This window comes from Ligilactobacillus hohenheimensis, assembly GCF_947381805.1.
Taxonomy (GTDB): Bacteria; Bacillota; Bacilli; order Lactobacillales; family Lactobacillaceae; genus Ligilactobacillus; species Ligilactobacillus hohenheimensis.
Genome location: NZ_CANCXC010000003.1, coordinates 90,480 through 103,728, shown reverse-complemented (window position 1 = coordinate 103,728; position 13,249 = coordinate 90,480). Strand labels below are relative to the sequence as shown.

Here is a 13,249-nt window from a genome sequence, read left to right as displayed (position 1 = left end):
GAGATAATGGCAGAGCAAGGAGGAGCTTTGGTTGAACGTAAATGAAGACAATAAAAATAATGCTTTTAAGGATATATTAGTTGTAGTCTTTCTGGGAATTGTAACCATACTATCAATGTTTACGTTCCTTTCCTTACTGCGGTTAAGTATCCAATCAGACGGATTTTTCCATTTTTCTAGAGCGGAAGAAATCTACCGCAATTTACGGAGCGGGGCCCCGTTCACTTTCATTGCAACGCATACTTTCCAGCAAACAGGAGTTGGGAATTTCCTGTTCTATCCAGATGTATTTCTATATCCGTGGGCGCTACTACGGTTTGTTTTTTGTCCAGTTACAGCTTACTATGTCTGGGATAGTTTATTCGTATTCGCTACGTTCGTGATTGGCTATTTTTGTATGAAAGATTATTCTAAAGACCGGTTACGAAGTGTGTTCTTTGCTATTATTTATGGTTTGGGAACATATCATATTTACTTGGGACAGTGTAATTTTGTCCTAGGTGAGTTTATTGCATACACCTTTCTTCCGATAGTTGTCCTTGGAATTTATCATATTGTATTTGCGAATGAAAAGAAGTGGCCGTTATTAGCGGTAGGAATGGCATTACTAACGTATAGCCATGTTTTAAGTGTGTACATTATGTGTCTCTTTTGTGCGGCGCTATGTCTATGTACACTATTTTCGCGGTTATGGATTAACCGCCAACGGTTATTAGCACTATTAAAGGCCATTGGTCTGTACTTCTTACTTAGTGCATGGTTTTTTATTCCGCTTATAACTGATTATATTGGTCAGGGAATTGTTAGTCCTGGAGCGGGTTTTATGCTTTTGAGCTCACCGCAACAAATGATTGCTAATTCATTTAGTCCAGCAAGTGCATTGTCATCGCATAGTATAGGAATGTTATTGATGATAACCGCTTTTGTAGGATGGTTTTTTGTTAGAAAAAACATTCGAGAATTAACTACATATATTATTGGGGTATGTTTGTTGTTGATGACAACAAGTTTTATCCCGTACGTTCAAATTCAAAATATTAAGTGGCTTGCTAATATTTTGGGGGTTATCCAATTCCCGTATAGGCTACTAAGTATGGCAACATTGTTTATGGCAATAACGGCATCATTCATCATGGTTAGTTTCGTTCGAAAGGGCTATCGTAATTTTAGCCGGGTAGGATTAGTAGTTTTTTGTTTAGGAATAGTAATGACGTGCTATTATTCTGAACAAACATCTCTTGTAAGCCAACTGACAAGCCCTACTCGTCAGTATTTGAAATATCCTAATGGTGGGACACCGAAGTCCTACCAAGCCTTAGTGAAAGAGGCTCCCGGAAAAATCGTTAACAATGATAATTATAACGATATTTTTGATTATGAGGTACTGTTTGGACAAACCGATTATTATCGAGAAGCGGCATTTTCTGTCCATCCTAAATGGGGATCCTTTGCTCCAAAGGCGTTTTCGATCCAGCAACATGTTATGTATGTTAATGGACACGCTGAGTATGGTAGACCACACGTTGCGCCGAATAAAATTTCTTATGAAGTGTTTATTAGTAAAAAACGAGCAAAGATTGACTTGCCAGTAGTCGCCTATCGTAATACTGTCGTTTATGATAACGGACGACGTGTAGCCGCTAAGATTAGTTCGCGCGGAACTGTTTTAGTTCAAGTAGGTCATGGTAAACATTATTTAACAGTAGGGTATAAGCCTAATAGAGTGTACTACGTATTGTTTGGGGTTGCGTTACTAACTTGGGTAATATTAATTCTTTTGTTTACGGGCATTCTTCATAGGAAGAAATAACTATATTGAATTAGCAGTGGTATGTCGAATTATTAATCAAATGTCTAATGATATAGATGTTTGATTAACTGGTATTGAACGGGGTGTTTCCATTGTCTTCTAATGTAATTATAAATAAAAAAATAAAGAGAGAGGGGGGGGTAGCGCTTTTCTCTGCATTAATAGTGTTACTAATGATTATTCCTTTTATTCATTCAGGAACATTACAGATTACAAACGACGGTGCGTTTCATTTACAACGTATTAATGAGATCTTTATGGATTTAAAAAGTGGTAGGTTATCGTACATTGCCACGCACACATTCAGCCATGCAGGGATAGCATCCTTTGAATTTTATCCTAGTGTCTTCCTATACCCATGGGCAGCACTGCAGTTTATATTTAAGCCGGTAATAGCATTTTACGTTGGATGGGGAATAGTTCTTTTCGTAACGTTTGAAATTGCCTTTCATTGCATGTGGAGCTTTTCAAATGGTAATTGGTTGCGAAGCATCTTTTTTGCGACTATATATGGTTTATCAGGAAAATTTATTACGGAGTTTGCCAAGTTTCAGTTAGGTGAACTATTCGCATACATGTTTTTACCCCTTGCATTCTTAGGGTTTTATAAAGCCTTTGTAATAGGTGATAGGAAAGGTATATTACCGTTAACTTTAGGGATAACGTTAATCGCTTATAGTCATTTCATCACGTTGTATATGACGGGAGGATTAATGCTGTTCCTTTTTGTAATTCTAATCTTTAAGAAAAGAATTACGAGAAACAAAATCCTTTATGCAATTAAAAGCTTGAGTATTTTTTTATTGTTATCGCTATGGGAGTTTATTCCGTTGATAACAAATTCTTTTAATAAGAGTGTTGCAACGCCAGTTTTCTCTTTTTGGCCTGTTGACGTTAATGCTTTATGGAATACGTCCTGGTGTAACCAATTATATTCGGATTCTTCTGTAGGATTAACGGTAATAATTATTTTAGTTATTGGTTGGGCGTTTGTTGCATCTAAGAAAGAAAAATGGATTTATGTTTTGGGAATGTTTCTTTGCTTCATAACAACGTCGTTATTTCCTTGGAATATGATTTCCAAAACTAAATTAATTCATTTGTTTATGCCGCTACAGTTTTCGTTTCGCTTTTTACCGTTAGCAGTATTAATGTTAAGTGTAACAGGATCGTTAATATGTACTAGATTAGTACAATTGTGTATAAAAGAGATTAAGCCGTTAGTTATATTATTGTTATTAGTATTTGTTGCAGGAAATTATGTAACGTTAATCCATCCTCTTTTCAGTGCAATCAATAGCAAGGGGATTCAGTTGTTAGCTACTAAACCACGCAATCTGGCTCCAACTATTTTTGTTCGTAATAAACAATATAATTGGATAAATGAAGGAATTGCACCAAATGGGTCAATCGATTATATGCCTAAAGTAACAGTTGGGTCGCAAAAGCGGATTAATAGTGTTCAATCAGGTGATGTGTATATTAACGGTAGTCGTATTAATAAGGAAAGAGTAGTAGCAGGGCCTAATACTCTTGTATATAAGATCTATGCTCGTAAAGGTGACAGGATGAATTTACCTGCTGTGGAATATAAGAGGACATTTGTTAAATTAAATGGTAAGTCAATCACAGCATATAGAAGTGCGCGTGGAACCGTTCAGATAAATGCAATGAATACGGGCTACCAACGAGTGTTAGTAACTTATAAACCAACACTATTTTACCGTTTCCTGATGGTTGTAGCATTGTTTACTTGGTTGGTGTTGTTTATGAAATTCATTGTAATAAGGCTGATAAGGATGACAATGTAAGCGATACTGGAGGAGGATTATATATGAAACTGATCAGCATAATGTTCCTTATTCTCCTAATAGGTATAATTATTTGGCTGGTTACGTATATGTATCGAAGACTAGGATGGTGGCGCAGCCTGATAGTTGGCGGGAGCTTGACGTTTCTTGTATTATTTGAATTTCATTCCTTAGGACGCTTACCATATGTATATGGTGATGAGGGTTACGCTTTTTATGATAGCTTTTCAATTGGCCGTTATGGGATTGATTCACATCTTATGCATAATGCTGTGTATTCACTCTCGTCTGGTGGGCAATCAGTTCTTTATAAATACATTGCTGCTCCTTTATTAAAGGTTTTTGGCGCAAATTTAGCAGCATACCGTTTTCCAATGGCGTTGCTAATGGTTATTGCTATAGTATTTCTTATATACACTCTCTACGTTAGTCAAGTACACCCTAATGTAATTACTGGTTGTGCCCTAATGCTGTGTACGGCGGAGTGGCTGTTAATATGTGGTCATTGGGCGGATGATTGCAATATTGTTGTTCCGTTTTTTATCTTAATGGTTACGTTTGCATTCCGGGGGTTAGTGGGGAAAAAGTATAATATCTATGTTGCCTTCGTACTGCTTTCACTTCTGGCGTACTGTTATGTTGGTGTGTGGATTAGTTTGCCGTTGATATACATTGCGCTGTTCGTAATGTATTGGCGGAAACAAAAGATTAGTTGGCGAGATGGTCTGATAAATATTGTAATTAGCGCTGTACTGTTATTACCCATAGGATGTTATGTTTTAGTCCAGTTCTTTCATGTTCCACCATTTAAACTTGCATGGTTTTCTGTTGCCCGATTACCAGTTACGCGACAAGGATATTCAATTATTTCGTTTAAGGGAAATGTTTTATTAAACATAGTTAATAATGTTGTTGGTGGTTTTCGTCAAGTTCTGCTTGGGTATGATGGTTTTACTCCAACTAGTATTCCGGGGTTTGGATTAATTTATACTGTAACCTTCATTTTAGCTGTGATGGGAATTGTTATGGCGGTTAAACGCTGGCGTAACTCTGAGTTTATCCAGTTGATGTTATTAATGACAATTTGTGTATTACCAATTGTGGCGTTTGTTACGGATCGAACGTGCTTCACGCATTGGTCGGTGGTTCTATTTATTATTACAGCCTGGGCCGGAGTAGGCTCAGGTTGGATTTTAGGGCTCCATGGTAACTTAAGTTGGTTGTTTAATTTAATAAAGGTCATACTTGTGCTAGTTGTTATTGTAACTGCTGGTAAGTTTACAAAATATTACTTTACTGAGTATGTTCAGTGGCAACCTATAAGTGGGTGGTATGTTTCTTTTTCACAAGCAAAGCAGTTTATGGAAAAATTAGATAGCTTACCAGTACAAACGTATTATGGTATGCCATTTGACAACCGAATGATCGTTGAATGTATTAAAGAAGCCAATCCTCATACGATTAGCCAGGTTCAAAATAAATACCAGTGTGGTAATCCACCGCAGACTGTTCAGCAAGGGTCAGCGGCGTACATTGTGCCAAAACAGAACACTAATCAATATCGTAAATTACATGTTTTACCACATAAAGAGTGGACGTTGATGGGTCAGAAATATGTAGTATATTACAAAGTATCGGATTAGTATAAACAAGACGAACTAGGAAGGCGATGATTATGAATCTAACGTTTATATGTCCCCAATTAAGTGGAAATGGTGGCACTGAAGTGGCGTTAGTGAAGGCAGTTAATGCTTTAGTTGATCAGCATGATATCACCGTCATTTTATCAAGTACTCCCAGTAATCCGAAGTGGTTAGGGCAGATAAACCCCCGGGTACGTGTAATAACAAATAATTTTACTAATTCACTTACGAAGGCGATCTATTTTGGGAAACTTTTTATAAGTGCGTGGTCGAACGATCATTTTATAATTTTGGCTGCTAATCTCATTAAATATGCAAGTATTATAAGGCGTTATTGTCATAAGCGATATACAATAACATCGTGGATTCACTATTCGTTAAACGACCAGCAAATGTTTAATGCAGATAATGTTTTGTTCGCTGATAACCACTGGGCAATTAGCAGTAGTATAAAGGAGCAGCTAATTAACCGGGGAGTCAGTGAAAAACAAATTACCTTGGTTTATAATGCGGTCGATGAATATGATGGTAAGTTGAACCAAATACAAAACGATGACGTGTTACGTTTAGTATACATCGGAAGAATCGAACTGGATGATCAAAAGAATTTACGTGAATTAATGGATGGACTTGCGCAGTATTCTGGAAAGTTTACGATCGATTTTTACGGCGATGCAGCTGATTTAAGTGCATGTCAACAGTATAGTGAAAAAGTCGGAATTAGTTCCTGTGTAAGATGGCATGGTTGGGTTACCAACCCGTGGGATGAAGTTTTAGAGAAAATTCATCCCAATGCTCTGGTATTAACTTCACGGTATGAAGGACTGCCAATGACACTTCTTGAAGGGATTAGTCGGGGGATTCCAGCAGTTGTGGCTGATTTTGTTGGATATCAGGATGTAATCGAAAATGGCATTAACGGGTTAAGTTACTCCCGGGGGAACCTAGTAATGTTAATTAAGCAGTTGGAACGGGTAAAGCAAACGTGTTGGTCATCAACATTAGTATCACAGAGCACGAAACAATACTCATTGAGTGCTTACAAAAAGCGGTTGGAATACGCAGTTAAACAGATTAGTAGGAGTTGATAATTAATGACGGTTTATGTAATTACGCATAAGCAATTTAATGGGCTCTATCCCTCCAAGGGTTATCAAAAACTTCTAGTGGGGGCGAAGAATAACCGAAAGAATGTCCCGCTTGATGAACAGGATTCCTTTTTGTTTGACGATACAGGTGACAATATTTCTGATCGGAATGATCGCTTCTGTGAGTTAACGGGATTATATTGGATTTGGAAGAATATTCATAATGATGATAACGTTGGGATTGTTCATTATCGTCGGTATTTTGGAACATATCCAGCAACCTTTCTCGGAAAAGTACGTGAATATTCGGCGGGGCTGATGGGAAGACAATTACAAATCATATCAACTGAAATGTTGGATAGTCTGTTGAATAATTACGACGTTATAGTAACTAATAATCAAACAACCGTGCCATACGGTGATCCACAAATGGTTTGGCAGGAATATGCTAGCGCGCATTATCTTAACGACTTAGAGATTACACGGGATGTCATTATTTCACAGTTCCCTGAATATGAAAAAACTTTTCAACAGGTAATTCATGGTAAGAGGTATCATCACTACAATATGATGTATACGACTCGAAGTAACTTTAATCGGTATTGTGAATGGTTATTTTCAATTTTATTCAAAGTAGAACAGCGCATTAATGTTGATCAATATGATTCGTATCAACGACGGATTTTTGGCTTTTTGAGCGAGAGATTAATGGACGTTTGGTTGTTGCATAATAATCTTCGGATAAAGGAATTGCGGGTTTTAAAAGTCGAAAGTCCAAATGACCTTGATGTTCGAGTAAGGATTAAGCATCGGTTTATTCGGAAATAGTAACTATGATAATTAAGTTTATTTTGAATTGAGGAATTACGTAATGAAGAAAATAATTGATTCAGTTATTCGTTTTTTTAAATCATCAATTTTTAAGTTTGCACTTGTAGGAGTGGTCAACACCCTTGTTGGGTGGGTTGCTATGTTTGCATGTTTAGCAATTTTAAGGTATGGAGGTTGGTTCTCTAAAACAGTAAACTATTGGGCCTCGTCGGCAATTAATATTGTTGTTGGCAGTATTGTTAGTTATGTTCTCAATAAGCACTTCACGTTTGAAAGCAATACGGATGCAAGCAAAGACGTGTGGCGGTTTATTGTTAACGTTGCCGTATGTTACTTGGTTGCTTATGGAATCGCGCGGCCAATTGTAATGCCACTGGTTGCGGGAGCCTCAGGTTTAATTAAAGAAGTTGTTTCTCTCCTCTTTGGATCAGTTCTCTTTACTGTTATTAATTATTTTGGCCAACGATTCTATGTATTTCGAGAGGACTAATTTAGAAGAAGTTAGTAACGTGTAAATATCCCCCCAAGTTGTGTACATAACTTGGGGGGATATTGTTATGGGAGATACTGGCAATGATTAACCATTTAATTTGTTCATTCGATATAGAATGATTGGACTTAATATTAATGATGAAATTAATGTTAATATAATACCGATCATATCAAAGAGGCCGAAATTGTATGCCAATCTAATAGGTCCAGATCCGTGCGAAATATGAACTTGGCCATTCTTATTTGTTACCGGTATTTGGTGATTATTACGATATACTTTGAAAATATGTTTGTAAAAAATAACAGGAAGCGAAACGTCTTTTGAGGCGTTGATTAACTTATTATCAAAAAGCTCACCATTATGTGTGTTTTTAATCTCGTATGACGAAAGGTTAACCTTTCGTCCATTAATTGCTGCTGTATGTTGGATAACATTTGGTACAGCTTTTTGTTCGGATAAAGGAGTGTATTCATTTAACGAGAACGAAGTCTGAGTGATCGGGAACGCACTTTGGGTATTACGCATTTTTCCTAGGAATCCATTCGGTTGGAAGAACTGGTAGTATCCTCCCACCCAGAGAATAAAGATTCCGGTTAAGATTCCTATTATTCTCTGGTAGTTAATATCGTGTCTTTGGGTAACAAAGCGAGTAGACAGCTCACCGCCAACGATTGCAGTAAAAGGCGTGCATAGTGATAACATTCTGAACGAGTACTGGATACAGCTAATAAATGTGTTGTTAAAAAAGCGCCATGGGAAAGTCGTCGATGACATAATAAGAGTAATAATCGCTATAATGAAACTGGTTTTAGAAACATTACTAAGTTTTTTATATTGTACTAACCCCATTATGAGAATGATAACGTCGAGAATACCGATGCCGTATAGTTTGTTCCATAAATTGGGAGCAAGTACTGCTGAACTAATTGAGGTATTGATGACTTGACTTAGTGGATAACCTAAGATGATCCCTTTCATACCGCTATATTGAGCAGAAAATTGTATACGTAAGAAGGGCAGTATCCAAATGGCAGATATTCCAAAGGCGAGAATTCCCGCTTTCATAAGTGACTTTAAAGTTTTAACTTTATGTGGGAGCTTTTGAAAGACGATTAATAAAATGAGTACGACAAATGCCACTAAGATAAACGTTGATAAGACGTGTGAAAGGCATATTAAAGCTCCGCCCCATGCTAGAAACGGCCAGTCACGGGAGTTTCCAAAAGTTACAGCATACAAACCGTAGAGAACTAGCGGCATAAAAAGCATTGCAAAGAATTCGCCGAGGTCAAAGCGCGCAATAATGTTGGATGTTGTGTATTCAGAGAAAATGTAAACAATGGCAGTGATAATTGCTTGTAATTTATTCTTGAAGAGACGATCTGTAGTAATGTAGGTGATCCATAGCCCTACGAATAGGTAGAAAATGATGCCAAGAGCAACCGCATAAATTTTATTATGGATAAGTGCAAGGATTAAGCCAAAGGGAATAAGCGTAACCCACGGATAGAAAGCGTTTAACGGATAAGCGGACTTTTGGAACCCATACGTTGCTAATTCGGGGTAAAAATTTAAATGGCGAAAATTATGACTGAGGTCTAGTAAACGGTCAAAATGAAATTTGAAGTCATCACCCATTGGAACATAGTGTAGTTTAAAAAATGGGATTACAAATAAACAACTTAATGCGCCAAACAGAAGAGAGAGTAAAATAAAGCGAATAAACTTACTGTTTTTAATAGTCATTGTAAAAACTCCTTGTCAGATATATCAGTAACATTGTACACGAATATAATAGGAGAGATTGTGTTTATTTATTAATTGACCGAATTTGATTGCTTTTTATCGTTTTTGGCAGTAATATACTAATCGGAGGTAATGAAAGTGCTTGCAGAAGAACGTCAACAACAGATTCTCGCCCTTTTGCAGACGCAGAACGTCGTTTCGTTGCAGGATATTTGCCAAACAACGAATTGTTCCGAATCGTCAGCACGGCGTGATTTACAGCAACTGGAAGATGCCGGCAAGCTCGTGCGAGTTCATGGCGGGGCTAAACTCAGTCAGGAACTGCAGCGGGAACCGGATATGCCAGGGAAATTACGGTTGAACGGTCCGGCGAAAATGGCGATTGCTAAGGAAGCGGTCAAAAACGTTCACTCGGGGGATACCATCTATCTGGATGCTGGAACCACGACGCTGGCAATGATTGAGTTGCTTGATCCAACGGCAAACCTAACCGTGGTGACTAACGGTGTGCTTCACGCCTCGTTTCTTGCAGATCAGGGGATTCGGACGTTGCTCCTCGGTGGGGTGTTACGGAATACGACGAAGGCGATTGTTGGAACGACGGCGGTTCGAGCCCTTAAACAGTACCAGTTCAACCGGGTGTTTCTCGGAACGAACGGGGTTCACCCAACAGCGGGGTTAACCACACCGAGTCCGGAAGAGGCGGTATTAAAACGGGCCGCTGCGGAGCAAGCAGAGCAGGTTTTTGTTTTAGCCGACGCATCAAAGTTTGATCAAACTGCGTTTGTGCGCTTTGGTGACTGTGACTTGGGGACGCTCATTACGAGCACTTTACCACCGGCAATTAGTGACCGTTACCACCAGTTGGCAACGGTGCGGGAGGTTAGAGAATGATATACACAGTAACCGTAAATCCGTCGATTGACTATATTGTGCAGCTGAAGGAATTAACGCTGGGCGAAGTTAACCGGATGGATTACGATAACAAACTCCCCGGGGGAAAGGGAATTAACGTTTCCCGGATTCTGCGGGAGTTGGGCCATGACAGTGTGGCACTCGGTTTTCTTGGTGGAAAGACCGGTGAGATTGTTCGCGAAGCCCTCGAACACGATGGGTTAAAAACGGACTTTACGCCGATTGCTCAGGATACGCGGATTAACGTCAAGATTCACGCCCAGCAGGAAACTGAAATTAATGGGCGGGGGCCGCACGTTAGTGATGCTGAAGTTGCTAGCTTTAAGGAACAACTCAGTCACCTTACAGCGGATGACACCGTGATTTTTGCGGGGAGCTTAGCACCCAACCTTGATTCTGGGTTCTACTTTGACCTGATTAAGATGATCCGCCAGCAAGAAGCGCAGTTTGTAATCGATACAACGGGTGAAAGTCTGCTGAAGACCTTGCCAGAGCACCCATTACTCGTTAAGCCGAATAACTACGAGTTAGCTGACCTGTTCCATACCACCTTCAACGGGTTAGACGATATCGTTGCGGCTGGGCGCAAGCTGTTGACGATGGGCGCCCAACACGTTTTGGTTTCAATGGCTGGCGATGGCGGACTAATGATTACCCCGGATAAGGTTTACCGGAGTTTAGCGCCGAAAGGAACGGTGATTAATTCCGTTGGTGCCGGGGACTCGATGATTGGTGGTTTTGTGGGAACGTTTGCCGCAACGAATGATCCGCTTGAGGCTTTCCGTTACGGTTTGGCCTGTGGTTCAGCGACAGCGTTCTCTGAAGATTTGGCAACCCGTGCGAAGATTGATGAAATCCTCCCACAGATTGAAATTAGTGAGTACAAATAATAGATAGGAAGTGTTGACATGGATATTCGTGAACTCCTGATGAAGGACATCATGATTATGGACCTTAAGGCCACAACCAAGGCCGGGGTTATCGATGAAATGGTGCACCACTACTACGAAAAGGGCATCATTGACGATGAAGAACTGTACAAGCAGGATATTCTTAAGCGTGAAGCTGAGAGTTCCACGGGGATGGGCGACGGAATTGCAATTCCGCACGCCCACGATAAGGCCGTTAAAAAGGCGGCGGTAATGTTTGCGCGGAGTAAAGCGGGCGTTGATTATGATTCGATGGATGGGCAGCCGGCCCACCTATTCTTCATGATTGCAGCTCCTGAAGGGGCGGACAACACGCACCTGGCTGCGTTAGCGGCGCTATCCAAGGTACTGATGAACCCGGATGTTGTTACCGCCCTTAAGGAAGCAAACACGCCAGATGATGTTCAGGCAATCTTTGCGAAGGCGGTTGCTGAAAAGCAGGCCGAGGAAGCAAAGAAGGACGCCCAGGCATCCCCAAGTGGTGACAAGCCGTACATCGTTGCGGTAACCGCATGCCCAAACGGAATTGCACACACCTACATGGCAGAAGAAAACCTCGAGAAGGCGGCTGAAAAGCTGGGTGTCGACATTAAGGTGGAGACAAACGGTTCAGAAGGGGTTAAGCATCTGTTAACCGCTGATGAGATCAAGAAGGCAGCCGGGGTGGTAATTGCTGCTGATAAGAAGGTTAAGATGGCGCGTTTTGACGGTAAACACCTGGTTAACCAGCCAGTTACCGCTGGAATTAAGGAGCCAGAAAAACTGCTCCAGGAAGTCCTTGATGGGAAGGCCGCGGTTTACCATGCTGATGGGGCTGACGAAGGGGAAGAACCGGAAGCAGCTTCAGGTTCCGTTTGGAGCAACATCTACAAGCAGTTGATGAACGGGATTTCCCACATGTTGCCGTTCGTTATTGGCGGTGGGATCTTAATGGCGCTTTCCTTTGTGGTTGAAAACTACTTTGGAGGCCCGCACTCACTGGCATTTATTTTCCTGAATAACGCCGGAAACATGGCCTTCGCATTTATGGTTCCTGTTTTAGCGGCATACATTGCTGAGGCGATTGGGGACCAGCCGGCGTTAATGCCTGGGTTTGTCGGTGGTTTCATGGCGATGGTTTACAAGGGTTCCTTCGGTGGGGCGTACATCGCCAACGTTCAGCACTCTGCTGGTTCAGCCGCAGGATTCCTAGGTGGGATTGCAGCCGGGTTTATTGCCGGATACGTAATGCTGGGGCTGAAGAAGCTCTTCGCTAAGTTACCGCATTCCCTTGACGGGATGAAGCCGATGTTAATCTACCCGATCTTAGGGTTACTGATCATTGCGCTGATTATGTTCTTCATTATCAACCCAATCTTCTCAACGATTAACCTGTACATTACACGGTTCTTAAACCATATGGGGACGGGAAACCTGGTAATTTTGACAGCCATTCTTGCCGGGATGATGTCCATCGATATGGGTGGCCCGTTCAACAAGGCGGCCTACGTCTTTGCTTCAGGGGCCTTTGCTAACAACCCGCATTCTGTAACGGCCGCAATCTTAATGGCTGCTGTAATGGTCGGCGGAATGGTTCCACCGTTTGCCACCGCTATTGGGACAGTTCTGTTCAAGCACAAGTTTACGAAGAGTGAGCGGGAAGCCGGGGTAACGAACTGGGTTCTTGGATTCTCATTCATTACTGAAGGGGCTATTCCGTTTGCAACGGCGGATCCGCTCCGGGTAATCCCGTCATGCATTGTCGGGTCAGCTGTTGGTGGTGCGCTGGTTGGGCTCTTCCACGTTAGCGTGCCAGCGCCACATGGTGGTCTGTGGGTAACGCCATTGGCAACACACTGGCTGATGTACATTGTTGCTACCATCATCGGTTCAATTATTGCTGGGGTAATAATGGGACTGATTAAGAAGACGGTAACGGAAAAATAAGTGTTGTAATCAACGATAAGTAAAGAGGCTGCGACGGTGAGTCGCAGCCTCTTGCTA

At 40.9% G+C, this 13,249-nt stretch carries 10 protein-coding genes; 9 read left to right on the top strand and 1 reads right to left on the bottom strand.

What is annotated here, in order from left to right; translation table 11 throughout:
- The first annotated feature begins 31 nt into the window (after positions 1-31).
- The 6 genes from QOR60_RS05245 to QOR60_RS05220 all read left to right on the top strand — a co-directional run bounded on the left by QOR60_RS05245 (position 32) and on the right by QOR60_RS05220 (position 7,673).
- Positions 32-1,810 carry a glycosyltransferase family protein gene (locus tag QOR60_RS05245; RefSeq protein WP_283582315.1) on the top strand — a complete coding sequence of 593 codons (1,779 nt, stop codon included), beginning with the start codon at positions 32-34 and terminating at the stop codon, positions 1,808-1,810.
- 257 nt (positions 1,811-2,067) lie between these two features.
- Positions 2,068-3,621, top strand: a complete 1,554-nt coding sequence (locus QOR60_RS05240; protein WP_283582314.1) for a glycosyltransferase family protein — start codon at positions 2,068-2,070, stop codon at positions 3,619-3,621.
- Between the two features lie 23 nt (positions 3,622-3,644).
- Positions 3,645-5,264, top strand: a complete 1,620-nt coding sequence (locus QOR60_RS05235; RefSeq protein WP_283582313.1) for a hypothetical protein — start codon at positions 3,645-3,647, stop codon at positions 5,262-5,264.
- A gap of 392 nt (positions 5,265-5,656) precedes the next feature.
- On the top strand, positions 5,657-6,352 hold the full coding sequence (locus tag QOR60_RS05230) for a glycosyltransferase (protein WP_283582312.1): 696 nt from the start codon (positions 5,657-5,659) through the stop codon (positions 6,350-6,352).
- 6 nt (positions 6,353-6,358) lie between these two features.
- Positions 6,359-7,180 (top strand): DUF4422 domain-containing protein, encoded by an 822-nt coding sequence (locus QOR60_RS05225; RefSeq protein WP_283582311.1) that lies wholly within the window; start codon positions 6,359-6,361, stop codon positions 7,178-7,180.
- A gap of 43 nt (positions 7,181-7,223) precedes the next feature.
- Entirely contained in the window at positions 7,224-7,673 is a 450-nt protein-coding gene (locus QOR60_RS05220) for a GtrA family protein (protein WP_283582310.1), read from the top strand.
- An 87-nt stretch (positions 7,674-7,760) separates the two neighbouring features.
- On the opposite strand, the gene QOR60_RS05215 is transcribed toward QOR60_RS05220, so the two are convergent.
- Positions 7,761-9,422 carry a 6-pyruvoyl-tetrahydropterin synthase-related protein gene (locus tag QOR60_RS05215; RefSeq protein ID WP_283582309.1) on the bottom strand — a complete coding sequence of 554 codons (1,662 nt, stop codon included), beginning with the start codon at positions 9,420-9,422 and terminating at the stop codon, positions 7,761-7,763.
- Between the two features lie 138 nt (positions 9,423-9,560).
- Here QOR60_RS05215 and QOR60_RS05210 point away from each other — a divergent pair, with 138 nt between their 5' ends.
- The 3 genes from QOR60_RS05210 to QOR60_RS05200 are packed head-to-tail and all read left to right on the top strand — an operon-like array spanning position 9,561 to position 13,192.
- Positions 9,561-10,316 carry a DeoR/GlpR family DNA-binding transcription regulator gene (locus QOR60_RS05210; protein WP_283582308.1) on the top strand — a complete coding sequence of 252 codons (756 nt, stop codon included), beginning with the start codon at positions 9,561-9,563 and terminating at the stop codon, positions 10,314-10,316.
- On the top strand, positions 10,313-11,227 hold the full coding sequence (gene pfkB, locus QOR60_RS05205; protein ID WP_283582307.1) for a 1-phosphofructokinase: 915 nt from the start codon (positions 10,313-10,315) through the stop codon (positions 11,225-11,227). The genes QOR60_RS05210 and pfkB overlap by 4 nt, the downstream gene beginning before the upstream one ends.
- A gap of 18 nt (positions 11,228-11,245) precedes the next feature.
- Complete coding sequence (locus QOR60_RS05200) at positions 11,246-13,192, top strand: PTS fructose transporter subunit IIABC (RefSeq protein WP_283582306.1); 1,947 nt, start codon at positions 11,246-11,248, stop codon at positions 13,190-13,192.
- Positions 13,193-13,249 lie beyond the last annotated feature (57 nt).